24 protein-coding genes and 1 other RNA gene are annotated in these 23,991 nt (G+C 70.3%); 12 read left to right on the top strand and 13 right to left on the bottom strand.

From position 1 onward, the window contains the following. Positions 1–3: 3 nt before the first annotated feature. Genes BM070_RS13175 through BM070_RS13160 form a run of 4 tightly spaced genes read left to right on the top strand, consistent with a single transcriptional unit; the run spans position 4 to position 4,784 of the window. Positions 4–2,133: an FUSC family protein gene (locus tag BM070_RS13175; RefSeq protein WP_092939873.1), complete on the top strand. Its 2,130-nt coding sequence runs from the start codon at positions 4–6 to the stop codon at positions 2,131–2,133. Then, positions 2,130–2,336, top strand: coding sequence for a DUF1656 domain-containing protein (locus tag BM070_RS13170; protein ID WP_092939872.1), 207 nt, complete (start codon positions 2,130–2,132; stop codon positions 2,334–2,336). The genes BM070_RS13175 and BM070_RS13170 overlap by 4 nt, the downstream gene beginning before the upstream one ends. An 8-nt stretch (positions 2,337–2,344) precedes the next feature. Then, positions 2,345–3,304, top strand: coding sequence for an efflux RND transporter periplasmic adaptor subunit (locus tag BM070_RS13165; RefSeq protein ID WP_245785213.1), 960 nt, complete (start codon positions 2,345–2,347; stop codon positions 3,302–3,304). Between the two features lie 16 nt (positions 3,305–3,320). Then, positions 3,321–4,784, top strand: a complete 1,464-nt coding sequence (locus BM070_RS13160) for an efflux transporter outer membrane subunit (RefSeq protein WP_092939997.1) — start codon at positions 3,321–3,323, stop codon at positions 4,782–4,784. 166 nt (positions 4,785–4,950) lie between these two features. On the opposite strand, the gene cysK is transcribed toward BM070_RS13160, so the two are convergent. Beyond that, positions 4,951–5,868 carry a cysteine synthase A gene (gene cysK, locus BM070_RS13155; RefSeq protein WP_092939870.1) on the bottom strand — a complete coding sequence of 306 codons (918 nt, stop codon included), beginning with the start codon at positions 5,866–5,868 and terminating at the stop codon, positions 4,951–4,953. Between the two features lie 130 nt (positions 5,869–5,998). On the opposite strand from cysK, the gene rnpB reads away from it, so the two are divergent. Beyond that, positions 5,999–6,445: RNase P RNA component class A (rnpB, locus tag BM070_RS13150), an RNA gene on the top strand. A gap of 82 nt (positions 6,446–6,527) precedes the next feature. Here the strand turns inward: rnpB and BM070_RS13145 are convergent. Genes BM070_RS13145 through dapF form a run of 3 tightly spaced genes read right to left on the bottom strand, consistent with a single transcriptional unit; the run spans position 6,528 to position 9,152 of the window. Next, positions 6,528–7,562 carry a tyrosine-type recombinase/integrase gene (locus BM070_RS13145; RefSeq protein WP_092939869.1) on the bottom strand — a complete coding sequence of 345 codons (1,035 nt, stop codon included), beginning with the start codon at positions 7,560–7,562 and terminating at the stop codon, positions 6,528–6,530. 4 nt (positions 7,563–7,566) lie between these two features. Next, the gene (locus BM070_RS13140; RefSeq protein WP_092939868.1) at positions 7,567–8,277 is read right to left on the bottom strand and encodes a DUF484 family protein; all 711 of its coding nucleotides are present in this window, start codon (positions 8,275–8,277) and stop codon (positions 7,567–7,569) included. Next, positions 8,274–9,152 carry a diaminopimelate epimerase gene (gene dapF / locus BM070_RS13135; protein WP_092939867.1) on the bottom strand — a complete coding sequence of 293 codons (879 nt, stop codon included), beginning with the start codon at positions 9,150–9,152 and terminating at the stop codon, positions 8,274–8,276. Before dapF ends, BM070_RS13140 begins: the two co-directional genes overlap by 4 nt. 125 nt (positions 9,153–9,277) lie before the next feature. On the opposite strand from dapF, the gene BM070_RS13130 reads away from it, so the two are divergent. From BM070_RS13130 to BM070_RS13115, 4 genes are all read left to right on the top strand, one after another. Next, complete coding sequence (locus BM070_RS13130) at positions 9,278–10,531, top strand: arsenic transporter (RefSeq protein ID WP_092939866.1); 1,254 nt, start codon at positions 9,278–9,280, stop codon at positions 10,529–10,531. 117 nt (positions 10,532–10,648) lie between these two features. Continuing rightward, a complete protein-coding gene (locus BM070_RS13125) occupies positions 10,649–12,352 on the top strand; it encodes an MBL fold metallo-hydrolase (protein ID WP_092939865.1) in 1,704 nt (567 codons plus the stop codon). Between the two features lie 14 nt (positions 12,353–12,366). After that, positions 12,367–13,182 (top strand): rRNA pseudouridine synthase, encoded by an 816-nt coding sequence (locus BM070_RS13120; protein ID WP_092939864.1) that lies wholly within the window; start codon positions 12,367–12,369, stop codon positions 13,180–13,182. 53 nt (positions 13,183–13,235) lie between these two features. After that, a complete protein-coding gene (locus BM070_RS13115) occupies positions 13,236–13,709 on the top strand; it encodes a DUF4188 domain-containing protein (RefSeq protein WP_092939863.1) in 474 nt (157 codons plus the stop codon). Between the two features lie 41 nt (positions 13,710–13,750). Here BM070_RS13115 and BM070_RS13110 read toward each other — a convergent pair whose 3' ends face one another. The 3 genes from BM070_RS13110 to BM070_RS24800 form a co-directional block, all read right to left on the bottom strand. Next, positions 13,751–14,140, bottom strand: coding sequence for a YkvA family protein (locus tag BM070_RS13110; RefSeq protein WP_092939862.1), 390 nt, complete (start codon positions 14,138–14,140; stop codon positions 13,751–13,753). Between the two features lie 70 nt (positions 14,141–14,210). After that, the gene (locus tag BM070_RS24805) at positions 14,211–14,405 is read right to left on the bottom strand and encodes a hypothetical protein (protein WP_175518489.1); all 195 of its coding nucleotides are present in this window, start codon (positions 14,403–14,405) and stop codon (positions 14,211–14,213) included. A 73-nt stretch (positions 14,406–14,478) separates the two neighbouring features. Continuing rightward, positions 14,479–14,625 carry a phage integrase N-terminal SAM-like domain-containing protein gene (locus tag BM070_RS24800; RefSeq protein ID WP_245785212.1) on the bottom strand — a complete coding sequence of 49 codons (147 nt, stop codon included), beginning with the start codon at positions 14,623–14,625 and terminating at the stop codon, positions 14,479–14,481. 594 nt (positions 14,626–15,219) lie between these two features. On the opposite strand from BM070_RS24800, the gene BM070_RS24250 reads away from it, so the two are divergent. After that, positions 15,220–15,639: a hypothetical protein gene (locus BM070_RS24250; protein WP_139222828.1), complete on the top strand. Its 420-nt coding sequence runs from the start codon at positions 15,220–15,222 to the stop codon at positions 15,637–15,639. A gap of 300 nt (positions 15,640–15,939) precedes the next feature. Here the strand turns inward: BM070_RS24250 and rbsD are convergent, their stop codons facing one another. The 6 genes from rbsD to BM070_RS13070 all read right to left on the bottom strand — a co-directional run bounded on the left by rbsD (position 15,940) and on the right by BM070_RS13070 (position 22,123). Then, positions 15,940–16,329 carry a D-ribose pyranase gene (gene rbsD, locus BM070_RS13095; RefSeq protein WP_092939860.1) on the bottom strand — a complete coding sequence of 130 codons (390 nt, stop codon included), beginning with the start codon at positions 16,327–16,329 and terminating at the stop codon, positions 15,940–15,942. Next, positions 16,326–17,276, bottom strand: a complete 951-nt coding sequence (rbsK, locus tag BM070_RS13090) for a ribokinase (RefSeq protein WP_092939859.1) — start codon at positions 17,274–17,276, stop codon at positions 16,326–16,328. Before rbsK ends, rbsD begins: the two co-directional genes overlap by 4 nt. Continuing rightward, positions 17,273–18,352: a LacI family DNA-binding transcriptional regulator gene (locus tag BM070_RS13085; RefSeq protein WP_092939858.1), complete on the bottom strand. Its 1,080-nt coding sequence runs from the start codon at positions 18,350–18,352 to the stop codon at positions 17,273–17,275. Before BM070_RS13085 ends, rbsK begins: the two co-directional genes overlap by 4 nt. A 33-nt stretch (positions 18,353–18,385) precedes the next feature. After that, positions 18,386–19,390: an ABC transporter permease gene (locus tag BM070_RS13080; RefSeq protein WP_092939857.1), complete on the bottom strand. Its 1,005-nt coding sequence runs from the start codon at positions 19,388–19,390 to the stop codon at positions 18,386–18,388. A 42-nt stretch (positions 19,391–19,432) separates the two neighbouring features. Next, a complete protein-coding gene (locus BM070_RS13075) occupies positions 19,433–21,100 on the bottom strand; it encodes a sugar ABC transporter ATP-binding protein (RefSeq protein WP_092939856.1) in 1,668 nt (555 codons plus the stop codon). 69 nt (positions 21,101–21,169) lie between these two features. Further along, positions 21,170–22,123, bottom strand: coding sequence for a sugar ABC transporter substrate-binding protein (locus BM070_RS13070; RefSeq protein ID WP_092939855.1), 954 nt, complete (start codon positions 22,121–22,123; stop codon positions 21,170–21,172). Between the two features lie 507 nt (positions 22,124–22,630). Between BM070_RS13070 and BM070_RS13065 the strand changes: the two genes are divergently transcribed. Further along, a complete protein-coding gene (locus BM070_RS13065) occupies positions 22,631–23,560 on the top strand; it encodes an esterase/lipase family protein (protein ID WP_092939854.1) in 930 nt (309 codons plus the stop codon). 114 nt (positions 23,561–23,674) lie between these two features. Further along, positions 23,675–23,980, top strand: coding sequence for a DUF3861 domain-containing protein (locus BM070_RS13060; protein WP_092939853.1), 306 nt, complete (start codon positions 23,675–23,677; stop codon positions 23,978–23,980). The last annotated feature ends 11 nt before the right edge of the window (positions 23,981–23,991 follow it).

Genomic DNA, 23,991 nt, shown 5'->3' with positions numbered 1-23,991 from the left:
CGCATGGCTTCGCTGACCCTGCCGCGCTTCACCCGCGCGGAGATCGTCTTTTCGCTGAAGAGCTTCGGCGCTGCGATGCTGGCCATGTACCTGGCCAGCCGCGCCGGGCTGCCGCGGCCGTTCTGGGCCCTGATGACGGCCTACATCGTGGCCCACCCGCTGGCGGGTGCCGTGCGGTCCAAGGCGCTTTTCCGGTTTCTGGGAACGCTGGTGGGCAGCACGGTCACGGTGCTGCTGGTGCCGCTGCTGTCCAACGCGCCGGAGCTGCTCACGCTGGCGCTGGCGCTGTGGGTGGGGCTGTGCCTGTTCATCTCGCTGCTGGACCGCACGCCGCGCGCCTACACCTTCATGCTGGCGGGCTACACCGCCGCGCTGATCGGCTTTCCATCGGTGGGGACGCCGCTGCAGCTCTTCGATACCGGCGTGGCGCGGGTCGAGGAGATCGGCCTGGGCATCCTGTGCGCGACGCTGGTGCACAGCCTGGTGCTGCCGACGGGGCTGGCATCGAGCGTGCTGGGCCTGCTGGACCGCGCGCTGAAGGATGCGCGGACGTGGATGGCCGATCTGCTGCAGCCGGAGCGCCGGAGTGCGCACGCGTCGCCGGACGCGCAGCCCGTATCGGCGGACCGCCGCCGGCTGGCCGTCGATGTGACGCAGTTGCGCGTGCTCTCGACCCACGTACCGTTCGACACCACCCATCTGCGCTGGACGGCCGGCGCCATACGCGCCATGCAGGACCGCGTCGCCGCGCTCACGCCCACGCTGTCGGCGGTGGAGGACCGGCTGCTGGCTCTGGAGGAGGCTGCTGGCGCCTTGCCGCCGGCGGTGGTGGCCGCGCTCGGCGCGGTCAACGCCTGGCTGCAGCAGACAGCCCGGGAGGAGGGCGCAGGCTCAGGCCCTGAGGCCGGCCCTGGAACGGAAGGCGTGCACGCCGCGCTGCGCGCGCTGGAAGAGCGCGCAGCCGGTGCCACCGACTGGGTGCATGCGCTGCAGATCGGCCTGGCGGCCCGCCTGCAGGAACTGGTGGACGGCTGGAGCGCCTGTACCCGCTTGCGGCGCGACATCGACGCCGGTCTGACCGGTGCGGCGGTGCCGCTGCGGCGCACGGCCGCGCTGGGGGACCGCGAGATGCACCGCGACTACGGCATGGCCCTGCTGTCGGCGCTGGCCGCCGTGCTGGCGGTGTGCCTGTGCGGTGTTTTCTGGATCCTGACCGGCTGGCCCTCGGGATCGGTCGCCGCCATGATGGCCGCGGTCTTCTGCTGCTTCTTCGCCACCATGGACGACCCGGTGCCGGCCATGCACGGGTTTCTCAAGTTCACGCTGTGGTCGGTGCCGATCTCGGCCCTGTATGTGCTGGTGCTGATGCCGGGCGTGCAGGACTTCGGCATGCTGGCGCTGATATGTGCGCCCACGTTCCTGCTGCTGGGCTGCTACATCGCGCGGCCGGCCAACGCCATGGGGGCGATGGCGTTCCTGTTCGGCGTTTCGGGGGCGCTGGCCCTGCACGACACGGCGAATGCCGACCTGGTGACCTTCGCGAACTCGATGATCGGCCAGGTGCTGGGCGTGGTGGCTGCGGCGCGCGTGACACGGCTGGTGCGTTCGGTGGGCGCGGACTGGAGTGCCCGGCGCATCCAGCGCGCCACCTGGCGCGAGCTGGCCGACATGGCCGCAGCGCCCCGGCTGCCGGATGCGGGCGATGCCTATGCCGTGCGCATGCTCGACCGCATCGGCCTGCTGGCACCGCGCATCGCGCAGGCTGGCGGATCGCTGGAGGGCGTCAGCGCCGCCGATGCCCTGCAGGACCTGCGCATGGGCGCGGACATCGTCGCCCTGCAGCGCATGCGCATCGACCTGCCTGCGGCGCCCTCGCGGGCCGTGTCTGCCTTGCTGGCGGCGGTAGCCGGTTTCTTCCGGGCCCGGGCCAGCGGCGCGGCCAGCCCGTCGCCCGAGGTGCTGGCGCGCATCGACACGGCCCTTTCGGTGGCTCTCGCGCAAGCCGCCGGGCAGAGCCTGCCAGACCGGCGCACCGCCGTGGCGGCGCTGGTGGGCCTGCGCCGCAATCTGTTTCCCTCCGCGCCCGCCGTGCTGGTCGCCGCGGGCCCGGAGGTCCAAGGAGCCATTCCATGATCGGTGAAGCGAGTTTCTACGGGCTGTACCTGCCCTGGCTGATGCTCTGGGCGCTGGCGGCTTGGCCGCTCACCTGGGGCCTGCGCCGCCTGCTGGCTGCGGCCGGCGTGTACCGCTGGGTGTGGCACCCGGCACTGTTCGATACCGCGCTGTACGTGGTGGTGCTCTATGGCATCAGCCGCATGGCGTCTCTTTTGCAGTGAGTCCTTCCATGAAAGTCCTGTCCATGAACCTCTTCCAACGGCCCCGCGTCCAGGCAGCCCTGCGCCTGCTGGTCACCGCGCTGGCGTTGTGCGCTGCGGCCTGGGCCGCCTGGCAGCTGTGGGATCACTATGAGCTGGCCCCGTGGACCCGCGACGGCCGCGTGCGCGCCAACGTCGTGCAGATCGCGCCCGACGTCTCGGGCCTGGTCACCGACGTGCCCATCCAGGACAACCAGTTCGTGGCGGCCGGGGCCCTGCTGTTCGCGGTGGACCACGCCCGCTACGCCTTGGCCCTGCGGCAGGCGCAGGCCGCGCTGGCGGGCCAGCGCACGGCGCTGGCCCAGGCGCAGCGCGAGGACGCCCGCAACGCCGGGCTGAGCGATCTCGTCTCGCGCGAGGCGCGCGAACAGACCCAGGCGCGCGTCGAGCAGGCACGGGCCGCCGTGGCCCAGGCCGAGGTGGCGCTCGACAGCGCCCGGCTGAACCTGGAGCGTGCCGACGTGCGCGCCCCGGCTGACGGCCAGGTGACCAACCTCGACCTGCGCCGCGGCAGCTATGCCACGGCCGGGCACCCCGCGCTGGCGCTGGTGGACGCCAAGTCGTTCTATGTGGAAGGCTACTTCGAGGAAACCAAGCTGCCCCGCATCCACCAGGGCGACAAGGTGCGCGTGACGCCCATGGGCGGCGCGGTGCTGACGGGCACCGTGGTGAGCATCGCCGCCGGCATCGCCGACCGCGACCGCACCACCAGCGCCAACCTGCTGCCCAGCGTGAACCCCACGTTCAACTGGGTGCGCCTGGCCCAGCGGATTCCGGTGCGCGTGCAGCTCGACCCGCTGCCCGCCGGTGCGCGGCTGGTGGCCGGGCAGACGGTGACGGTGCAGATCATCGAGACGGCCCCTGCCGCCGCGGCGGCGCCTGCGGCGCCTGCGGCCCCTGCGGCCCCGGCAGCGACGCAGGCCGGCTGACACGGGAGGGATGCACATGACGCGCACGAACGTTTCACGACCCCGGTGGCGGCTGCTGGCGCCGCTGGCAGCCGCCCTGGCGCTGGCCGCTTGCGGCACGTCGCCTGTAGGCCCGGACTACCAGGTGCCCGCCGACGCCGTGGCCCTCCAGCCGGCAGCGGGGCGGCCCTTCATGGGGGCCGGCGATGGGGTCTCCAGCGCTGCCGCCGTGTTTGCCGACGCACCGCTGCCGGACCACTGGTGGCGCCTCTACCACGATGCGCAGCTGGATGCGCTGGTGCAGCAGGCGCTGGAGCACAACACCGACCTGAGCCAGGCCATGGCCAACCTGGAACGCACGCAGGCCCTGGAAGACGAGGCGAACGGCGCCGCCCGCCCGGCGGTAGCCGTCAATGGCGGGCCTTCGTTCGGGCACGTCTCCGGCCTGTCGGTGCTGCACCCGGACTACGTGCCGCCCAACGCGTGGCACTACAGCGCGGGCGCCTCGCTGTCGTACCAGCTGGACCTGTTCGGCCAGATCCGCCGGGGCATCGAGGCGGCGCAGGCCGGCACCGCCAGCGCGCAGGCCGCGCTGGATCTGGTGCGCGTGAACGTCGCCGCCGGCACGGCGCGCGCCTATGCCGAGGTGTGCTCGATCGGGCTGCGCCTGCGCACATCGCAGGCGTCGGTCCGCATACAGTCCGACGCGCTGGAGGTCACCCGCCGCCTGCAGCAGGCCGGCCGGGCCGGAGTGATCGATACCTCGCGCGCCGAGGCGCAGCTGGGCCAGTTGCAGGCCGCCATCCCGCCGCTGCAGGCGCAGCGGCAGGCCGCGCTCTTCCGCCTGGCGACCTTGACCGGCCATCTGCCGCAGGACTTTCCACGCGGCCTGACGGACTGCGCCGTGCCGCCGCAGGTGGCGGGCGTGCTGCCCGTGGGCGACGGCGCCGCGCTGATCCGCCGCCGCCCCGACATCCGGCAGGCCGAGCGGGCGCTGGCCGAAGCCACGGCACGCATCGGCGTGGCCACGGCCGACCTGTACCCCAAGGTGTCGCTGGGTCTCTCCGCCGCGTCGGCAGGCACCCTGAGCGGGCTGGGCCGCAGCGACACGCTGAGCTGGAGCCTGGGCCCGCTGATCTCCTGGTCGATTCCCAACACCGGCACCGCGCGCGCCCGCATCGCGCAGGCCGAGGCCGGCACGCGCGCCGCGGCGGCGAAGTTCGACGGCACGGTGCTGACCGCCCTGCGCGAGACGGAAACGGCGCTGTCGGCCTACGCCCATGAACTGGACCGCCGCGCCCAGCTGCAGGCGGCCCGCGACGCCAGCGCGCAGGCCGCCGCACAGGCGCGGTCGCTCTATCGCAACGGCAAGACCGGCTATCTGGACACGCTGGACGCCGAACGCAACCTGGCCAGCAGCGAAGCGGCCCTGGCCGCCAGCGAGGCGCAGATCGCCGACGACCAGGTGACGCTCTTCCTGGCGCTGGGCGGGGGCTGGTAGGGCGCCGTGAAGCGAGTGCATCTGCTATGGTATTGATAGCTTCATGCGCTTTCCCTCTGATCGTTTCCGGGCTCAAGGCCCATGCCGTGCATTGGCTGCCCCAAAGAAAAAGGCCCCGTGAGGGGCCTTCGGCAGGGCACCGGGCAGTGCCGGGCGCTGGCGCCGGTCAGGCCGGCAGGAAACCGTCCACCGACAGGTAGCGCTCGCCCGTGTCGTAGTTGAAGCCCAGCACGCGCGCGCCGGCCGGCAGCTCGGGCAGCTTCTGCGCGATGGCCGCCAGTGTGGCGCCCGAGGAGATGCCGACCAGCAGGCCCTCTTCGCGCGCGGCGCGGCGGGCGTATTCGCGGGCCGGTTCGGCGTCCACCTGGATCACGCCGTCGAGCAGGGAGGTGTCCAGGTTGGCCGGGATGAAGCCCGCGCCGATGCCCTGGATGGGGTGCGGCGCAGGCTGGCCGCCCGAGATGACGGGCGAGGCGAGCGGCTCTACCGCTAACAGCTTGAGCTGCGGGAACTTGGCCTTGAGCACGCGGCCCACGCCGGTGATGTGGCCGCCCGTGCCCACGCCGGTGATGACCGCGTCAAGCCCTTCGGGGAAATCGGCCAGGATTTCCTGCGCCGTGGTGCGCACGTGGATATCGACGTTGGCGGGGTTCTCGAACTGCTGCGGCACCCAGGCGCCGGGCGTGCTGGCAGCCAGTTCCTGCGCGCGGGCGATGGCGCCCTTCATGCCCTTTTCCTTGGGCGTGAGATCGAACGTGGCGCCGTAGGCCAGCATCAGGCGGCGGCGCTCCAGGCTCATGCTCTCGGGCATCACCAGCACCAGCTTGTAGCCCTTGACGGCGGCGACCAGCGCCAGGCCGATGCCGGTGTTGCCCGAGGTGGGCTCGATGATGGTGCCGCCGGGCTTGAGCGCGCCGCTGCGCTCGGCGTCTTCCACCATCGCCAGCGCGATGCGGTCCTTGATCGAGCCGCCGGGGTTGCTGCGTTCCGATTTCACCCACACGTTGGCGCCTGCGCCGAACAGGCGGTTGATGCGCACATGGGGCGTGTTGCCGATGGTTTGCAGGATGTTCTGTACGGGCATGGCATCTCCGGGAGTTGGGTGGGACAAAAAGAGAGAGGAACGAACTGGGTTCCGGTTCATTGTGGTCCAGTCCTCCTGCCTTGCAGCAATAAGGTTATGCCGCGCCACCCGGTGGGATAATGCACCCCGTGAAGCACGCCAGACCGCCGCTGGTGCCATCGGGGAAACCTGGCACTGGAGGAACGTCCGGACTGCACAGGACAGCGTAGCAGCTAACGGCTGCCCACCGTGAGGTGAGGATCAGAGCAACAGAGACGAGTCGAAGCGGGCATCCATGCCAGGCCACCGACGGTGTTCTATCGGTCGCCCGCGCAAGCGGGCACGGCTGGCGCAAGCCAGACGGTTCGCGGCTTTCAAGCCGCGAAGACCATAGCCACCCAAAGCGGGCGGCGCCCGCTTTGGGTGAAACGGGCAATCTCTACGCGCAGCAATACCAAGTAGGCCAGCGTTGATGTGGTTCCGCAGAGCTGGCGGGTAGGTAGCACCGAGCCGTGGCGGCGACGCCCGGCCCAGATTAATGGCGGTCACGTTCGGGCAACCGAGCGCACAGAATCCGGCTTATCGGCGCGCTTCACACTTTCTTCCCCGAAGACGGCAGGCTCCAGGGGCCTGCCGCTTTCCATCGCATCCCCCGTCCCCCCCAAAAAAAACCGCGTGCGTCAGCCTTCTTCGCTGCCGCCCGGCTTGCGCCTGGCGCGCGGGTGGGCCGCGTCGTACACCTTGGCCAGGTGCTGGAAGTCGAGCCGCGTATAGACCTGGGTGGTAGTGATGTTGGCGTGGCCCAGCAGCTCCTGCACGGCGCGCAGGTCGCCGCTGGACTGCAGCAGGTGGCTGGCGAACGAGTGGCGCAGCATGTGCGGATGCACGGGCGTGGTGAGGCCCGCCTGCTGGCTGCGCTGGCGCAGGCGCAGCCAGGCCGACTGCGCCGTGAGCCGCGCCCCGCGCTGGCCCACGAAGAGCGCCGCATCCAGCCGGGGCGATGCGTCGCCGCCGAAGGGCTGGGCGCGCTGGGCCAGCCAGGCCTGCAGCGCGGCCAGCGCGGCGCGGCCCACCGGCACGCTGCGGCGCTTGGAGCCCTTGCCGAAGACATGCGCCTCGCCCGCCTGCAGGTCGATCCAGCCGCGCCCCTGGCGCTGCGTCTCGGGGCCGGGCACGGCGTCCAGGCCCACCAGTTCGCCCACGCGCAGGCCGCAGCCGTAGAGCAGCTCGACCATGGCGGCGTCGCGCGCTTCCAGCCACGGGTCGGCGCCCGCATGCTCGTGTTCGGCCAGGCGCACGGCATCGTCCACCGGCAGGGCCTTCGGGAGCGGCTTGGGGGACTTGGGCGCGCGCACGTCCAGCACCGGGTTGTGCGGCACCAGGCCCTGGCGCGCGGCCCAGGCGTAGAAGCCGCGCCAGCCCGAGAGGATGAGCGCGATGCCGCGCCCGCTGCGGCCGCCGGAATGCATCTGCGCGACGAAGCGGCGGATGTGGCCGCTGCTCAGCTGCAGCAGCGGCAGGCCGGTGGGCTCGGCCAGCCGCACCAGGCGTTCGAGATCGAGCGCGTAGAGCGTGAGCGTGCGGGCCGCGAGGCGCTTTTCGACGCGCACGTGCTCCAGGTAGCGCAGCGCCTCGGGCGGCAGCGGCGGTGGGGATGGGGGTGGCGATGCCGCAGGCGTGCCGGCGTCGCCGCTCGTCGCCGCCGCGTTCGCCATGGCTTCAGCGCAGGCGCGAGAGCGCCGCGCTCGCCAGCTCGGCGATGCGCGCGAGGAAGTCCGTGCCCATGTCGGCCTGGAAGCGCTGTGCATCGGGCGAGCCCAGCACCAGCAGGCCGAAGGCCGGGCCGGAGCCGTCCACCGTGCCTTCGCGCAGCGGCAGCAGGGCCAGCGACTGCACCTGGTAGGCCTGGTGCAGCCAGGCCGTGGGCTCGAAGCCCAGGTTGGCGCCGCAGAACGGGGCGGTGAGCGACGAGGCGAAGGCACGGGCATCGGCGCTTGCGCCCTGGGTGAAGGCAGCGCCCTGGAAGGGGGCGGCCACGTCCCACACGCGCAGCGCGGCCTGGGGCACGTCGAACAGGCGCTGCAGGCCGCCGGTGACGGCGGCGGGCAGGTCCTGCGCCTGGGGCACGGCGGCCAGCTCGCACGACCACGTGTGGATCTTCTGCGCGATGCCGGTGTTCTCGCTGCCGTTGCGGATGATCTCCATCACGCGCTGTTCCAGGCCCTTGATCTTCTCGCGCAGCATCTCGGCCTGGCGTTCCTGCAGGCTCACGGTGCGCTGGCTGTGCGGGCTGGTGAAGGTGACGCTGGCCAGCACTTCGGCATGGCGCTCGAAGAAGCCGGGCGTGTTGAGCAGGAACTCGGCGATGTCTTCCTCGGTGATGGGCGGCACGGAAGAGGAGGCGGGGGGCGTGGGCAGGTGTTGGGTCATGGTGTGTCGGGAATCTCGATCTGGCCTTCGAAGACGGTGGTGGCCGGGCCGGTCATGAAGACCGCGTCCTCGGCGCCGCCGGCCCAGGCGATGGTGAGCAGGCCGCCGCGCGTGTGGACGTCCACCCGTGCGTCGAGCAGCCCCAGGCGGATGCCCGTGGCCACGGCGGCGCAGGCGCCCGAGCCGCAGGCCAGCGTCTCGCCGGAGCCGCGCTCGAAGACGCGCAGGCGCACTTGGCCGCGGTTCACGATCTGCAGGAAGCCGGCGTTCACGCCCTGCGGGAAGCGCGCATGGCGCTCGATCAGCGGGCCGGTGGCGGCGACGGGCGCGGTGTCCACGTCGTCCACCAGCTGCACCGCGTGCGGGTTGCCCATGGAGGCGATTGCTATCAAAACGGGAGCTGCATGCCCAGGCACATCGAGCGCGAGCGGCCATTGTTCGCCCTGGCCCCGCGGCACGGGCTGCAGGCCGGCGGCGTCGAACGGCACCTCGGACGGTGCGAAGCGCGGGCGGCCCATGTCCACCGTCACGCGGCCATCGGGGGTGAGCTGCGGCGCGATCACGCCCTTCATGGTCTGCACGCGCAGCAGGTCCTTGCCGGTCAGGCCCTTGTCGCGCACGTAGCGGGCGAAGCAGCGCGCGCCGTTGCCGCATTGCTCCACCTCGCGGCCGTCGGCGTTGTGGATCACGTATTCGAAGTCGATGCCCTCGGCCGGCGACGGGCGCACGGTGAGGATCTGGTCGGCGCCCACGCCGAAGTGGCGGTCGGCCAGGAAGCGGTACTGCGCGGGCGTGAGGCCCAGGCGGCCTTGCGTCTCGTCGAGCACGACGAAGTCGTTGCCCGCGCCCTGCATCTTGGTGAAGCGGATGTGCATGGCCGAATTATCCTCGCTCCCTCTGGCCGGTGCCCGCCCGTCCGGGTATTGCGATGGGCGCCCGCGTTCCGACTCCGCGCTTACCTACACTGGCGCCCCCGGCCAACGCCTCTCTTGACCCCGCCATGCTCGCTTCCCACGTCACCATCTGGGCCATCGCCGCCGCCGCCACGGCCGGCGTGCTGGTCCGGCCCTTCAAACTGCCCGAGGCCATCTGGGCCGTGGCCGGCGCCGCGCTGGTCGCCCTGCTCGGCCTGCTGCCGATGCACGAGGTCCTGGCCGCCGTCGCCAAGGGCAACGACGTCTATCTCTTCCTCATCGGCATGATGCTGCTGTCCGAGACGGCGCGGCGCGAGGGCCTTTTCGACTGGGTGGCGAGCCACGCCGTCAACCTGGCCGGCGGCTCCCGGATGCGGCTCTTCACGCTGATCTATGCCATCGGCGCGGTCATCACCACCTTCCTGTCCAACGACGCGACGGCCGTGGTGCTGACCCCGGCCGTCTTCGCCGCGGCCCGCAAGGCCCGCACGCCGGCCCTGCCGTACCTCTTCATCTGCGCCTTCATCGCCAATGCGGCGAGCTTCGTGCTGCCCATCTCCAACCCGGCCAACCTGGTGATGTACGGCGCGCACGTGCCCTCGCTGCTGCCCTGGATCAAGAGCTTCGGCCTGCCCTCGCTGCTGGCCATCGCGGCCACCTATGTCTGCCTGCGCCTGGCCCTGCGCGGCGAGCTCGCGGGCCGGTGCGAGCCGCGCGTCGAGGTCTCGCCCCTGCATGCCGGCGGCATGACGGCGCTGGGCGCGCTGGTGGTCACGGCCGTCGTGCTGATGACGGTGTCGGCCAAGGGCATCGAGCTGGGCCTGCCGACCTGCATCATGGGCGTGCTGACCACGGCCGTGGTGCTGCTGCGCGACAAGGCCAATCCGTGGCCCGTGATCAAGGACGTCTCCTGGAGCGTGCTGCCCCTCGTGGCCGGCCTCTTCGTGCTGGTCGAGGCGCTGCACCAGACGGGCGTGATCGGCACCCTGGCCGGCTGGCTCACCAGCGGCGTGCAGGCGAACGCCGCCGGCACTGCGGCGGCGGCCGGCGCCGTGGTGGCCGTGGGCTCCAACGTGGTCAACAACCTGCCGGCCGGCCTGGTCGCCAGCACCGTGCTGCAGCAGGCCACGCCGCCGCAGCTGGTGGTGGACGCCATGCTGATCGGCGTGGACCTGGGGCCCAACCTGTCGATCACCGGCTCGCTGGCCACCATCCTGTGGCTGTCGGCGCTGCGGCGCGAGGGCGCCGATGTCGGCTTCCTGCGCTTCCTCAAGCTGGGCGTGCTGGTGATGCCGCCGGCGCTGATCCTGGCCGTGGGCGCCCGGCTGCTCATCGGCTGAGCGCGGTGCCTGACTCCGTCCGCCAGCGTTGCCGGCGGTGGCGAGTCTTGCGGGGGCAGGGCAGGGGTGAAGCGCAGGCGACCCCCGCGATGCCGCCCGGCTGCCCATAATCCCCCAATGCCCCGCTCCAGCCAACAACTCCACCCCCACCGCGAGCCCGTCGCCACGCGGGCCGCCGCCACCGTGCTGCTGCTGCGCGATGCGCCCGCGCCCGGCGGCGATGGCGGCGATGGCCGCGTGCTCGAAGTGCTGATGACGCGCCGCTCGCCGCATGCCAGCTTCGCGCCCGGGGCCTACGTCTTTCCCGGCGGCGCCATCGACGCGCTGGATGCCGCGCCCGCCACGCATGCGGCCGCGCAGCGCCGTCCCGGGCAGAGCGATCTGCGGCTCACGCAGGCCATCGCCGCCATCCGCGAGAGCTTCGAAGAGCTGGGTGTGCTGCTGGCCCGCCATGCCGACGGGCGCTTCGCCGATGCCGCCGACATCGCCGCGCTGGACCGCGCCGCGCCCTTCGCGCCGCAGTGCCAGGCGCGCGGCCTTGCGCTGGCCGCCGATGCCGTCTTCGTGCTGGCCCACTGGACGGCCGACCGCGACCTGCCCAAGCGCTTCGACGTGCCGTTTCTCGTCGCCCGCATGCCCGAGGGGCAGGAACCGGTGGCCGATGAATCCGAGCAGTTCGAGCCCGTCTGGGTGCGCCCGGCCGACGCGCTGGCGCGGCATGCGGCGGGACAGTTCTTCATGATCTTCCCCACCGTGCGCACGCTGGAACGGCTGGCCGCCTTCGGCAGCGCCGGCGCCGTGCTGGAGGCCGTCGCGCAGCAGCAGGACGAGGCGCCGCTCTGGTCCAGCTGCCCGCGCAGCGGCCTGCTCGCGGGCCAGGAGGCGCGCTACATGGAGCACGAGCCGCCCTTCGGCGAGCTGGCCCTGGTCTGCCCCGACGGCCAGATGCTGCACGCGCTGGACTGGCAGACCGAGCGGCCGGTGCCCCTGCTGAAGAACGTGCAGCGCCTGACCGCGCCCAACCCCGGCGTGATGACCGGCCCCGGCACCAACAGCTACCTGGTGGGCGACCCGGACACGGGCTACATCGCCATCGACCCCGGCCCGGAGGACGAAGAGCACCTGGAGCGCCTCTGGCGCGCCGCGGGCGGCGACATCCGCGCCATCGTCTGCACGCATTCGCACCCCGACCATTCCCCGGGCGCCGCGCCGCTCGCCGCCCGCGTGGCCGCGCACGGCCGGCCGCGCCCGCCGGTGCTGGGCCTGCCCTCGGCGCCCACGGCCCGCGCCGCGAGCCGCTTCACGCCCGACCGGGTGCTATCGAATGGAGAGCTGCTCACGCTCGCCCCTTCTGCGCCATCGCCGGAAAACACCCATACACTGGAGGCGATCCACACGCCCGGCCATGCGGCCAACCATGTCTGCCTGCTGCTGCGCGAAGACGGCCTGCTCTTCAGCGGCGACCACATCCTGAACGGCAGCACCACGGTGGTGGACCCGCCCGATGGCAACATGGCCGACTACCTCGATTCGCTGGACCGGCTGGACGCCCTGTGCGCGCTGCATGGCGCCGACTTCATCCTGCCCGCGCACGGCTACGTGCTGGGCGATGCGCGCGGCGCCATCGCCCGCCTGAAGGCCCACCGGCTGGCCCGCGAGGCCAAGGTGCTGGCCGCCATGCAGGCGCTGCCCCAGAGCAGCACGCACGACTGGGTGCGCCACGCCTATGGCGACGTGCCCGAGCGGCTCTGGCCGGTGGCCGAACGCTCGCTGCTGGCGCATGTCGAGCGCATCCGGGCGATGGAGCCCGGCAATTTCTGAACTGGAAGACCTTCTTGCAACCGAACTCCCTCACCCCACCGCCCGCCCATGTGCGCCTGGCCAAGCGCCTGGCCGAACAGCTGAGCTGCTCGCGCACCACGGCCGAGCAATACATCGAAGGCGGCTGGGTCAGCGTCGATGGCCGCGTGGTCGAGGCGCCCGGCGCCCGCGTCTCGCCCGGCCAGACCGTGGCGCTCTCGCCCGACGCCAACCTGATGGAGCTGACCCCCGTCACCCTGCTGCTGCACAAGCCCGCCGGCTACGAGGCCGGGCTGGGCGGCGCGGCGCAGGCCCCTGCGGGCCCGGGCTCCGGCCACCAGAGCCACGGCAGCCGCAGCCAGGGCGCGCCCCAGGCCGTCACGCTGCTGCGCGCCGACACCCATGCCGCCGAGGATGCGAGCGGCGTGCGCGTGCTGCAGCGCCACTTCCGCCTGCTCGAATGCTTCACCCCGCTGCCCACCGAGGCCAGCGGCCTCGTCGTCTATACGCAGGATCGCCGCGTGGCGCGCAAGCTGGCCGAAGACATCGAGTCGCTGGAGCAGGAATGCATCGTCACCGTGTCGGGCCAGATCGCCGAGCGCGGGCTGGAGCGCCTGTGCCACGGCCTCTCGTTCAACGGCCGGCCGCTGCCGCCCATCAAGGTCAGCTGGCAGAACGAGAACCGCCTGCGCTTCGCCCTCAAGGGCATCCGCCCGGGCCAGATCCCGTCGATGTGCGAGGCCGTGGGCCTGCGCGTGGAAGCCATCAAGCGCATCCGCATCGGCCGCGTGCCGCTGGCGAAGGTGCCGGAAGGGGAGTGGCGGTTCCTGCAGGGGTGGGAGAGGTTTTGAGGCTCCAGCCACGGGTTCCGCTATTAGAAAGATAGCTGACAGCGCATCACGCCATGATCCATAAAGAACGCGTCACCGGAGTGCTGGAGGGGGAATTCGTCGTTTTCCTCATCGGCATGCGCATCAACAAGCCTCTTGCCGTCAACAAGTGGGTTCCGGTCGCGCGTGCCATGCCTCGCATGATCCAAGAGCTCTATCGGCAGCCAGAACTCGGCTTCCTGCACGCCGAGATGTGGTTTGGGCGCACGACGATCATGGTGCAGTACTGGCGTTCGATGGGCCAATTGCTGGATTATGCGAAGAGCCGAAGCTCGGAGCATTTGCCGGCATGGCGCGCTTTCAACAAGTCCATCGGCACCGATGGGTCCGTCGGCATCTGGCACGAAACATATTCCGTGTCGCCAGGAACTTTCGAAAACATCTACGTCAACATGCCTGCATTTGGCTTGGGCAAGGCTGGAAGGTTGGTGTCGGTTTCCGGTGCGAAGAACTCTGCTGCTGGCAGGCTGGGCATCGACAGGGATTGACCGCTTTGGTCGGACTTGCGGGAGGGCCCGAAGTGGCCCTTCTAGCGTTTCCAGGCCATCCAAACTGCCAAGCCGCATGCGAGCCAGACGCACACCACCAGCACGATGCCGAACGGACTGCGCGGCTTTCGCCCCTGTGCCTGCATCCACTCGTCTGCCTGGCGGCGGCAGTCGGCCAATACCGGTGCGGGAAGCAATCTCACCGCAAGCCAGATCAATGCAGGCAGTAGTAGGACATCATCCAGATAGCCCAGTACCGGGATGAAGTCGGGGATGAGGTCGATCGGGCTCAGCGCATAGGCGACCACGAAGAAGCCCAGTGCCTTGGCATGCCAGGGAGTCGCTGGGTGTTTGCCCGCGAACCGGAGCGTCACGCCATCGCGCTTGATGTGGCGGGCCCTGCCTTTCAATGTCTCGCCGAACTTCTGCATGCGGGTCTCCGTACCACGACCAACCCACGGTCAAAATCCACGTCCTTGACTCGCAAGCGCAGGCCTTCCATCAGTCGCATGCCGGTACCGCACAGCAGGCGGCCAGCAAGTCCATATCGGTCCTCAGCGCCGATAGCAGAGCAGCCACCTCGGCCACCGTCAAAACCGAGGGAATGCGCTTGGGCGTGCGCGGGTGCTGCACGCCATCGAGCCATGGCAGGTCCATGCCCGACACCTCGCGGTAGAGGAATGGCAATGCAATCAACGCTTGGTTATGTGTGGCAGCCGCCACCCGCCGCTCGTTAGGCCAACATGGCTAGAAAACCTTCGATTTCCAGCTACCCCATGTCTCGTGGATCCCGCAAGCCGTGCCATTTCACGAACATGCGCACCCATTGCACGTAGGCCTGCTCTGTGCGCAGGCTATAGTGTTTATAACGGATTCGCTCACGGATCTGGTCCAACAACCGTGTGGCGCGCAACACAGGGGGGAGGCGGGTTTCATGGCTGAATTTATTACTGTATATTCATACAGAATACGCGCCGTCAAGCCAAGCTATAAGCCCCTTTCCGCGTTTTTGTCGCACCAATTTAGACCGCAAGTGCCAGATATGGCCTGCGGTTTGGTGCGGTCTACATTACGTTAGGCATCTCGTTCAACTATGGATCTGTATCACGGCACAAAGAATTCAGACGCTGCCCTAATATTGGCTGGCTTGATCGATATCACAAAAGGTGGCGGAGAACTCGGGATGGGGTTCTACACCGGAGAGTACCTTTGGGTTGCCAAGTCTTGGGCGAGGAACGTGCACAAGGCGGACGCTGCAGTCGTCGAACTGAGTGTCCCAGATGACGACTACTTCAAACTCGATCCGCTGCTGCTATCCCGAACCGAGGCACTTTCCGAGCGAAACAAGATCAAGGCTGCGTCTGCAACCCGAACACACACATTCGGTTCAAACGTTGTGTGGTCCCCGATAGTGGGCACTACGCGGGTTGACGCTGACCAACACAAGTTCGAAAGCAAGGCCGCCGAGACACTACTTAACGATCGCAAGACGCCACGAAATTCGGTCTAAATGAAGAAAGTACTCTACCTTTGCAGGGCAAGCGAGAACTCAGACGGCCTGTTGTTCGCCCCTGAGCTACCAGAGAATTACTATGCACCAGGCCAATTTGTCATTGAAGCCATGAGTGCAAGTGGGCAACTTCACAAGCTCTACAAATTTTCCGCGATGCAAGGAGATCAGGAGCTTGAGCTTGATCTCAAGCCTACTGAGCGCGGCCGATCCTATGCCGTAGACGCGGGCAGCAATGGCAAGTTCTTCTTTAAAGTCGTAGCAATGAGTCGCGACACACGGTATGCCGGGCAAAGCATTCTAGAGTTTGAGGGCATGCCGCTATACCGTCTTGAACCCGCCAACATGCAGCAATTGGAGCAAGCCTGCCGAAGACGCGACTTCTATTTCATCGGCAACTCTGGAGGTGCTGGTGCCTAACCCTTCGGTCAAGCGGACGCCTAGCGGCGCTGCTTACCTCCGACGTTAAGCGCCCGCTTTCACCTGCCACCACCGACTGCTAGTGTCCGATAGCAGCCGCTGAGTATGGGAGCCGATCCATTCACAGCTTCTGACCAGATCAGTGAGGCACATCTTCAACGTCAATGACCGATTCACGACAGTCAGTGTCGTGTGTTGAAGCCAGGCCGGTGAGTTGCAGCCGGTGAAAATCCTTGCAACATCAATGAGGGCCCGGATTCCGCAACCTGTGGAACCGGCCAGCGTACCACCCGTTCAGGCTCAGAACGTCACCCCCGCCACCAGCACCACGTTGGCGTAGGGCGTGCATTCGCCGGTACGCACCATCACGCGCGCCTGGGCCGTGAGGCGCTTGAAGTCGTCGTGCGGCAGCTGTTCCGGCGTGACCGGCAGCACGCACCAGGCGGGCAGGTCGCCGCCTTCGCGGGCCACGGCTTCGGTGGCAATCACGGCGCGTTCGACCTGCATCTCGGACAGCACGGCGCGCAGCACGTCGGCCACGGCGGGGATGCCGGGCGTCAGGGCCAGGTCGATGCGGCGGGGCCCCGGCGGGATGGGCAGGCCCACGTCGCCGATGACCAGCATGTCGCCATGGCCCAGGCTGGCGATGGCGTGCGAGAGTTCTGCGTGCAGCAGGGCGGTGCGTTTCATGGCAGGGCGGTCCAGGCAGGGGCGGGCAGGCTTTGCAGCACCGTTTCGCGGGTGGGGATGGAGGGCTGTGCGCCGGGCTGGGTCACGCACAGGGCTGCGGCGCGCATGCCGTCGCCCACGGCCTCGTCCAGCGTGTCGCCGCGCGCCAGGGCCACGGCCAGCGCGCCCAGGAAGGTGTCGCCCGCGGCGGTGGTATCCACGGCGCGCACGCGCAGGCCGGGGTGGTGGCGGCAGCCGGCCGCGTCGGCGGCCACGGCGCCGGCAGCGCCGAGCGTGACCACGACCTGCGCCGGGCCGCGCGCGCGCAGAGCCTGGGCGGCAGCGGCGGCCTCTTCGGGCGTGGCGACGGGCTGGCCGGCGAGCGCGGCGGCTTCGCCTTCGTTGACGACCAGCGTGTCCACCAGCGGCCAGAGCGCGTCGGGCAGGGGCTGGATTGGCGAGGGGTTGAGCCGCACCGGGCAGCCGGCGGCGCGCGCCTGGTGGGCGGCGGCCAGCACTTCGGCGAGCGGGCATTCGAACTGCAGCACCAGGCCGCCGGCGCCATGCAGCGCGGCGCCGAGCAGGCCGGCGTCCAGCGTGAAGCGGCCGTTGGCGCCGGGCACCACCACGATGCGGTTCTGGCCGGTCGATTCGACGGTGATGGCGGCCACGCCCGTGGGCTCGGCGTGGTCGTTCAGCACGCCGCTGTGGTCGATGCCGTCGGCATCCAGCGCGGCGCGCAGTGCGCGGCCGTTGTCGTCGTCGCCCACGCGGCCGAAGAGCGATACCCGGGCGCCCTGGCGCGCGCAGGCCACGGCCTGGTTGCCGCCCTTGCCGCCGGGCACGAGCCGCAGGCTCTGGGCCAGCACGGTTTCGCCGCCTTGCGGGGCATGTTCGACCTGGAGCACCAGGTCCATGTTGAGGCTGCCGACGACGGCAATGCGGGGCGCGGTCACGCGGTCTTTCATGAAAGGACGGGGTTCGTTGTTGTGGTCGGTGTCGGGATGGCCGCTGCGGTGGCCGCGCCGGGCTGGCGGGCGGCGGTGGAGGCGCGCACGCGCAGCTCCGGCTGCAGCATGACCTGGCGCGCGGCCTGCCGGCGGCCTTCGATGCGTTCCATCAGCATGTCCACGGCCAGTGCGCCGATGCGCTGCTTGGGCTGGGCCACGGTGGTGAGCGGCGGGCTGGTGAAGGCGGCCAGTTCGATGTCGTCGAAGCCGACGAGCGAGAGCGCCTCGGGCACGCGCAGGCCGCGCTCGTGCGCGGCGCAGAGCGCGCCCATGGCCATGAGGTCGTTGCAGACGAAGACGGCGGTGGGCGGCACGGGGCTGCGCAGCAGCGCGTGCATGGCTTCGTAGCCGCCCTGGCTGGTGAAGTGGCCGTGCCAGAGCAGCGCCTCGCTACCTGCGAGCACGCTGGCGCCGGCCTCGGCCAGCGCGGCGCGCCAGCCGGCGATGCGCTGTTCGCTGGGCGCCAGGCCCTCCTGCCCGCCGATGCAGGCGATGCGCCGGTGGCCCAGCGACAGCAGGTGGCGGGTGGCCAGCAGGCCGCCCTGGTGGTGGGCGGTCTCCACCATGTCGCCGGGCTGCTCGCCGATGGCGATCTCGCGGTCCACCAGCACGGTCGGCACGGTCAGGCCGGCCAGCTGCGTGGGCAGGGTGGCGTCATGGCCGGTGGAGACGACGATCAGCCCGTCGATGCGCCGCTCGGCCAGCACCTGCAGGTAGCTGCCCTGGCGGTGCGGCTCGTCGTTGGTGTTGCAGAGGATGACGTTGTAGCCGGCACCGAAGGCCCGGTCTTCCACCGCATGCACGATCTCGGCGAAGTAGGGGTTGGAGCTGTTGGGGATCAGCATGCCCAGCGTGCGCGTGTTGTTGCGCTTCAAGCTGCGGGCGATGGCGCTGGGCACGTAGCCCAGCGTGCGGATGGCCTCTTCGACACGGGCGCGCCCCGCGGCGCTGACGTGGCGCGTGCCGTTGAGCACGTGCGACACCGTGGTGACCGACACCTGGGCGTGCTGGGCGACGTCCTTGATCGTGGCCATGGTGGGCGGCTGTGCGTGGCGTGGGGCGGTGCGTCAGGCGGCCGCGCGGCGCTGGCGCAGCGTGTCGATGATGACGGCGGCCACGATCACGCAGCCGGTGATGATGCGCTTGGAAGGCTCGCTCGCGCCGATCTGCGCCAGGCCCGCGCCCAGCACGGCGATGATGAGCACGCCGAAGGCGGTGGTCACGACCGAGCCGCGCCCGCCCATCAGGCTGGTGCCGCCGATCACCACGGCGGCGATCACCTGCAGTTCCATGCCGCTGCCGGCGTTGGGGTCGGCTGCTTCCAGCCGGGCCGACTGCATCAGGCCCGCCAGGCCCGCCAGCAGGCCGGTGACTGCGAAGACGATGATGCGCACCGGGCGCGGGTCCACGCCCGCCAGGCGCATGGCTTCTTCATTGGTGCCGATGCCCACCACGCTGCGGCCGAACACCGTGCGCGTGAGCACCAGCTGCGCGACCACCACCAGCACGGCGGCGATCAGGAAGGCGACCGAGACGCCGCCCACCATGGGCGCGGCCAGCCAGGAGATGGCGTCGCCCACGTACTGCGTGCGCGAGTCGGTGACCAGGTAGGCGCTGCCGCGCACGGCTTCGAGCATGCCCAGCGACACGATGAAGGACGGCAGCCGCCAGGCGACCGAGACGGCGCCGGTGATGGTGCCGCACACCAGCCCGGTGGCCAGTGCCAGCGCGGCGGCGGCCGGCACGGGCCAGCCCCATTGCAGGATGGCGGCGGCCGAGGTGGCGGCCGACAGCGCCATCACCGAGCCCACCGACAGGTCGATGCCCGCGATGATGAGCACGAAGGTCATGCCCACGGCGACCACGGCCAGCGCCGGGATCTCATTGGCGATGGTCACAAAGGTGTCCACGCTCCAGAAGTATTCGGACATCCAGGAGAACAGGCCCACCATGCCGGCCAGCACGGCGGCCAGGCCCAGGTAGGTGCCCAGCTGGGTGCGCCAGAGCGGCGTGGCGGCGCGCTGCGCGGGGGCGGCTGCGGGGGCGGCGGAAGGAGTGGGCTGGGCGTTCATGCGGAGTCGGATGAAGAAGCGGGAAGAAAAAGGGGGGAGCGGTCAGGCGGCGGAGGCGGCAGCGGCCGCCTGCGGTGCGGCGGCATCGGCGGTGGCCGGCCGGCCTGCGGATTCGGAGAAGGCGGCGGCGAGCAGGGCCTGTTCGGACCACTGGCCGCGCTCGAACACGGCGACCAGGCGGCCGGCGCTCATCACGCCGATGCGGTCGGCCATGGCCATCAGCTCGCGCAGGTCGGACGAGACCATCAGCAGCGCGCGGCCCTCGCTGGCCATGCGGTCCAGCTCGGCGTAGATCTCGGCGCGGGCGCCCACGTCCACGCCGCGGGTGGGCTCGTCGAGCAGCAGCACCTGCACCGGGCGGTGCAGCCAGCGGGCGAACACCACCTTCTGCTGGTTGCCGCCCGAAAGCTCGCCCACCGGCTGCTCGCCGCTGGTGCAGCGGATGCGCAGCGTGCGGATGAAGCCCTGCACCAGCTCGTGCTCGCGCAGGCCGCGCAGCCAGCCGCCGCGCGAGACGGCGGGCAGGTCCGACAGCGTGGCGTTGATGCGGATGGGCTGGCCCAGCAGCAGGCCTTGCGACTTGCGGTCTTCGGTCACCAGGCCCACGCCGGCGGCGATCGCCTGCAGCGGCGAGGCGAAGCCCCGCAGCCAGGTCTTGAATTTCGAGTTTGCTATTGTTTTGGTAGCGGGTTGCCCAGGTGCAGCCTGCGCTGCAGCCTGATAGGCCGCGGTATCCAGCGGCGCCAGGGCGATGCTGCCCCGGTCCGCGCGGTCGGCGCCGAAGAGCAGCCGCACCAGCTCGGTCCGGCCCGAGCCGACCAGGCCGGCGATGCCGAAGACCTCGCCGGCGCGCAGCTCCAGGCTCACGTCCTGCACGGCCTGGCCGCGGCCGATGCCCTCCACCTGCATCAGCACCGGGCCGGCCTTGCGGCGCGCGCGGTGCTCCAGGTCGTTGACCGACCGGCCCACCATGCGGCGCACCAGGTCGTCTTCCGACAGGCCCGCCATGGGGCTGGTGTCCACCAGCCGGCCGTCGCGCAGCACGGCGGCGCGGTCGGCGATGCGGCGCAGCTCTTCGAGCCGGTGCGACACATAGACGATGGCCACGCCCCGCGCCGTGAGGCGGGCGATCTGCTCGAAGAGGTAGCTGGTCTCGCGTGCGGTGAGCATCGCGGTGGGCTCGTCCAGCACCAGGATGCGCGTGTCGTCCTGCAAATTGCGGGCGATCTCCACCATCTGCTGCTGGCCGATGCCCAGGCGCGACACCGGCGTGGCCGGGTCGATGGATTCGAGCCCGATCTTGGCCAGCTGCGCGCGCGCCGCGGCGTGCAGTTCGCTGCGGCGCAGCCAGCCGCCCCGGTGGGGCATGCGGCCGAGCAGCAGGTTCTCGGCCACGGTCAGCGTGGGCACCAGGCTCAGCTCCTGCAGCACCATGCGCACGCCCTGGCGTTCGGCGTCCTGGCGCGAGGCGGGCTCGAACGGCTGGCCCGCCAGCCGCATGCCGCCGCGCGTGGCGGGCGTGAGCCCGCACATGATCTTCGAGAGCGTGCTCTTGCCCGCGCCGTTCTCGCCGGTCAGCGCCAGCACCTCGCCCGCGTTCAGGGCCAGCGTCACATCGTTCAGCACCGTGGTGCCGTGATAGTCCTTGCCCACCGCGTCGATGTGCAGGACGGGAGTGCGCAGGGGCGTGCTGCTGAAAGGCTGGGACATGGCGTGGGATTCGTGCGATGGGAGGGGGCAAAGGCGCCCCCGCAGGACGCGCGGGGGCGGGCTACAGGCTTACTTGCTGCCCTTGGTGACCAGCACCACTTCGGTCTTCACCTCGGCGGGCAGCTGGGCCTGCGGCGTCTTGGAGGCCAGGGCCTTCAGGGCCAGTTCGATGCCGAACACGGCCTGCTTGGCGGCGTACTGGTCGGCGGTGGCCAGCACGCGGCCATCGGCCAGCATGGGCTTGATGGCCTGGATGTTGTCGTAGCCCACCACTTGCACCTTGCCGGTCTTGCCGGCGGCCTTGACGGCGGCGACCACGCCCAGCGCCATGCTGTCGTTGCCGGCCAGCAGGGCCGTCAGGTCGGGGTGCTCGCGCAGCATGCCGGCGGCCACGGTGTTGCCCTTCTCGATTTCCCACTGGCCGGACTGCACGCCGACCACGTTCATGCCGGCGGCCTTCATGGCGTCCTGGTAGCCCAGGGTGCGCTGCTGCGCGTTGAAGGTGGTGGAAACGCCTTCGATGATGCCGACCTTGTCGCCAGCCTTCAGGTGCTTGGCCAGGTAGTCGCCCACCAGCTTGGCGCCGGCACGGTTGTCGGGGCCGACGAAGGGCACGTTGATGTTCTTTTCCTTCAGCGCGGCGGCATCGAGGCGGTTGTCGATGTTCACCACGATCACGCCCTTGTCGATGGCGGCCTTGACGACGGGCACCAGGGCCTTGGAGTCGGCCGGGGCCAGCACGATGGCGGTGGCCTTCTGGGCCACGGCCTGCTCGACCATCTTGATCTGCTCGGCGGTGTCGGTCTCGTTCTTGATGCCGTTGGCCACCAGCGTGTATTCGCCGGCGTGGGCCTTTTGGTGCGCCTTGGCGCCGTCTTCCATAGTGCGGAAGAACTCGTTGGCGAGCGACTTCATCACCAGCGCGACCTTGGGCTTGTCCTGGGCCCAGGCGGGGCTGGCCAGCAGGCTGCCCAGGACGGCGATGGCGGCGGCGGTCTGTACGGAACGGCGGGTAAAGCGCATGTTGTCTCCGGTATAGGAAGAAGGAGGGCGGGAACGGGGAAGAAAAAACCCGTCTGCCGGGCAGGCCGGGCGGGGCGCGCGCACGCGCCAAAAAAGGCCGGTCCAGCGGATCGAGGCGCGGATATTAACGGTGTAAAACGTTTGCGCAAACGTTTTCGTCTGTGTTTTTGCCTGGGGTTATCCCTGTCAGCGCACCGCCGGGGCTGGCCTCTGCGCACTTCGCGCAGCGCTGCATGTACCTCCGATGTAACCGGGTAACTCTGGGCAGGGGCCGGTCAGCGGACGCTCGCCGCGCGCAGCGGCTGTAACCAGATCACGTCGCGGCGGCACGGCAAGCCGCGTGGCGCCGCTGCGACGCAGCGAAGGCAGCCGGCGCCTCTGCGTGCAGGCGGGGCCGTCCGGAGGGCTGCACCGGCATGCGTCAGAATGCCCCGGGCACCGCGATGCCTGCCGGCGTGCCGATGGGCGGCGGCCGGCGGGCTTTTCCTGAATGAAAGGGCATGAGGCATGACGAATGCGCGCTGGCAGCGCTGGATGGTCTGGAGCTCCCTGCTGCTGACCGTGGCCTGGGTGGCCTGGCAATGGTCCTCTTCGCCGCTGGCCGCGCTGGCCGGCCTGGCGCTGGCATGGCTGGCCACGCGGCTCATGATGGCGCTGCAGTTCGTGGCGATGGCCTGGGCCAATCGGGCCGAGCCGCTGCCCCGGCCCGGGTTCGGTCGGATGGTGCGCGCCTGGTGGGCCGAGGCCGGCTGGGCCTCGGTCATCTTCGGCTGGTGGCAGCCCTTTCGCCGCGGCGCCATTCCCGACTGGCTGCCCGCGCGCGCCGCGGGTGGTTCCGATACGCACGCGGCGGCCCCGCGCGGCGTGGTGCTGGTGCACGGCTTCCTGTGCAACCGCGGTTTCTGGACGCCCTGGCTGCCGCTGCTGCGCGCCCGGGGCCACGCCTTCGTGGCGGTGGACCTGGAGCCGCCCTTCGGCTCCATCGACGGCTATGCCGCCCAGATCGACGCCGCCGTGCGCCGCGTGACCGAAGCCACCGGCCGCGCCCCGGTGGTCATCGGCCACAGCATGGGCGGCGTGGCCGCACGCGCCTGGCTGCGCGCCTGCGATGCCGGCCGCGCCGAGACCTGCGCCCACCGCGTCATCACGCTGGGCGCGCCCCATGCGGGCACCTGGCCGGCGCGCTTCAGCCATGCGGTCAACGGCCGCCAGATGGCGCTGGAAGGGCCCTGGGTGCGGGCCCTGCGGCAGGCCGAGCCGGCGGGCCGTGCGGCCCGCTTCACCTGCTTTTATTCCAACTGCGACAACATCGTCTTTCCGGCGCGCACGGCCACGCTGCCCGGCGCCGACAACCGCCTGGTCGAGAACGTGGCCCACGTGCAGCTGGCGTTCCACCCGCCGGTGGTGCAGGCGTGCCTGGACCTTCTGGGGGATTGAGCGCCCGCCGGGCGGGGCTGCCGCATCGCTGCTAGATTGGCTCCACAGCCTGGGGATGCGGCGATGCCGCGCCCGGGCATCTTCCCTGACCACCGGACTGGAGAGATCGAAGAGATGAAGCAGCACCGTTATCGCGTGACCGTCGAGCACCTGGCCCTGCCGGACGGCAGTGCGCCGCCCACGCCCCGCACGCTGAGCTTCGAGGCGGGCAACCATGACGACATCCTCGCCATCGTGGACCGCCTGCGCGGGCGCGGCGATCTGCGCGAGGCGGACGCGACCTCGCTGGCCGTCGGGCTCAAGCTGTTCAGCGAAGTGATGCTGGAGAACCGCAGCCACGTGCTCTTCGAGGAATTCGCCCCGCACTTCAAGGCGTTCATGCAGACGCTCAAGAAAGGCCCGGTGGGCCCGGCCGAGTGATGAACCTGGCG

The organism is Paracidovorax wautersii, assembly GCF_900113035.1.
Classification (GTDB): Bacteria; Pseudomonadota; Gammaproteobacteria; order Burkholderiales; family Burkholderiaceae_C; genus Paracidovorax; species Paracidovorax wautersii.
The sequence above is the reverse complement of the archived record's forward strand: the minus strand, read 5'-3'. Positions and strand labels throughout refer to the sequence as shown.

Excerpts from the sequence above, each read along its gene's own strand:
- BM070_RS13175 (WP_092939873.1), top strand. The coding sequence starts at position 4 with ATGGCTTCGCTGACCCTGCCGCGCTTCACCCGCGCGGAGATCGTCTTT.
- BM070_RS13170 (WP_092939872.1), top strand. The coding sequence starts at position 2,130 with ATGATCGGTGAAGCGAGTTTCTACGGGCTGTACCTGCCCTGGCTGATG.
- BM070_RS13165 (WP_245785213.1), top strand. The coding sequence starts at position 2,345 with ATGAAAGTCCTGTCCATGAACCTCTTCCAACGGCCCCGCGTCCAGGCA.
- BM070_RS13160 (WP_092939997.1), top strand. The coding sequence starts at position 3,321 with ATGACGCGCACGAACGTTTCACGACCCCGGTGGCGGCTGCTGGCGCCG.
- cysK (WP_092939870.1), bottom strand. The coding sequence starts at position 5,868 with ATGCCCGTACAGAACATCCTGCAAACCATCGGCAACACGCCCCATGTG.
- BM070_RS13145 (WP_092939869.1), bottom strand. The coding sequence starts at position 7,562 with ATGGCGAACGCGGCGGCGACGAGCGGCGACGCCGGCACGCCTGCGGCA.
- BM070_RS13140 (WP_092939868.1), bottom strand. The coding sequence starts at position 8,277 with ATGACCCAACACCTGCCCACGCCCCCCGCCTCCTCTTCCGTGCCGCCC.
- dapF (WP_092939867.1), bottom strand. The coding sequence starts at position 9,152 with ATGCACATCCGCTTCACCAAGATGCAGGGCGCGGGCAACGACTTCGTC.
- BM070_RS13130 (WP_092939866.1), top strand. The coding sequence starts at position 9,278 with ATGCTCGCTTCCCACGTCACCATCTGGGCCATCGCCGCCGCCGCCACG.
- BM070_RS13125 (WP_092939865.1), top strand. The coding sequence starts at position 10,649 with ATGCCCCGCTCCAGCCAACAACTCCACCCCCACCGCGAGCCCGTCGCC.
- BM070_RS13115 (WP_092939863.1), top strand. The coding sequence starts at position 13,236 with ATGATCCATAAAGAACGCGTCACCGGAGTGCTGGAGGGGGAATTCGTC.
- BM070_RS13110 (WP_092939862.1), bottom strand. The coding sequence starts at position 14,140 with ATGCAGAAGTTCGGCGAGACATTGAAAGGCAGGGCCCGCCACATCAAG.
- BM070_RS24250 (WP_139222828.1), top strand. The coding sequence starts at position 15,220 with ATGAAGAAAGTACTCTACCTTTGCAGGGCAAGCGAGAACTCAGACGGC.
- rbsD (WP_092939860.1), bottom strand. The coding sequence starts at position 16,329 with ATGAAACGCACCGCCCTGCTGCACGCAGAACTCTCGCACGCCATCGCC.
- rbsK (WP_092939859.1), bottom strand. The coding sequence starts at position 17,276 with ATGAAAGACCGCGTGACCGCGCCCCGCATTGCCGTCGTCGGCAGCCTC.
- BM070_RS13085 (WP_092939858.1), bottom strand. The coding sequence starts at position 18,352 with ATGGCCACGATCAAGGACGTCGCCCAGCACGCCCAGGTGTCGGTCACC.
- BM070_RS13080 (WP_092939857.1), bottom strand. The coding sequence starts at position 19,390 with ATGAACGCCCAGCCCACTCCTTCCGCCGCCCCCGCAGCCGCCCCCGCG.
- BM070_RS13075 (WP_092939856.1), bottom strand. The coding sequence starts at position 21,100 with ATGTCCCAGCCTTTCAGCAGCACGCCCCTGCGCACTCCCGTCCTGCAC.
- BM070_RS13070 (WP_092939855.1), bottom strand. The coding sequence starts at position 22,123 with ATGCGCTTTACCCGCCGTTCCGTACAGACCGCCGCCGCCATCGCCGTC.
- BM070_RS13065 (WP_092939854.1), top strand. The coding sequence starts at position 22,631 with ATGACGAATGCGCGCTGGCAGCGCTGGATGGTCTGGAGCTCCCTGCTG.
- BM070_RS13060 (WP_092939853.1), top strand. The coding sequence starts at position 23,675 with ATGAAGCAGCACCGTTATCGCGTGACCGTCGAGCACCTGGCCCTGCCG.